Consider the following 514-nt stretch of genomic DNA (forward strand, 5'->3'; position numbering starts at 1 on the left):
GATTTTCAAAAATCTGTTGAATCGGACTATTTTTATATGCATAGCGATCGAGGGTGGTATCAATTGTTCCATTCTTCTTCTGCTTTCATGTCTTGGACCTTATGGGCGAAAATGTACACTAGTGAAGAGGAAAAACCTCAGCTGTACAGTGACCCCTATCACAAGTTAAGGCATGCTAAGCGTGTTACTCTTTGGCAAGGGGGCATATTTTTGCCTTTGACGATTTTATATATTTGGTTAATCACAATGAATATCAGTGATATTCTTCAGGGAGAGATTTTTGACTCTATCTTTTGGATGGTAGTGGTGCAAACTATGGTCGTCATCGTATTCGGTTATTTTTCTGTTCGTTCATTATTGTATTATAGGCGAGTTAGAAAGACGATACAGTGAATGGACAGAATAACTCTGACCACCACTTTAATAAGGCTGGGGTGGCTTGAATATTGGATCGTTCAGATTTATTCAACCTCCTTCAATTATCTCGAATTCAAGTCTTACATAAACTCGGAGC

The 514-nt window shown here is 38.3% G+C and carries 1 pseudogene; it reads left to right on the top strand.

Features of this window, described 5'->3' with window-relative positions:
* A pseudogene (locus JI666_RS20995) lies at positions 1-393 on the top strand (DUF2812 domain-containing protein); the annotation flags it as partial.
* Between the last annotated feature and the right edge of the window lie 121 nt (positions 394-514).

Source organism: Bacillus sp. NTK071 (assembly GCF_017303315.1).
Classification (GTDB): domain Bacteria; phylum Bacillota; class Bacilli; order Bacillales; family Guptibacillaceae; genus Guptibacillus.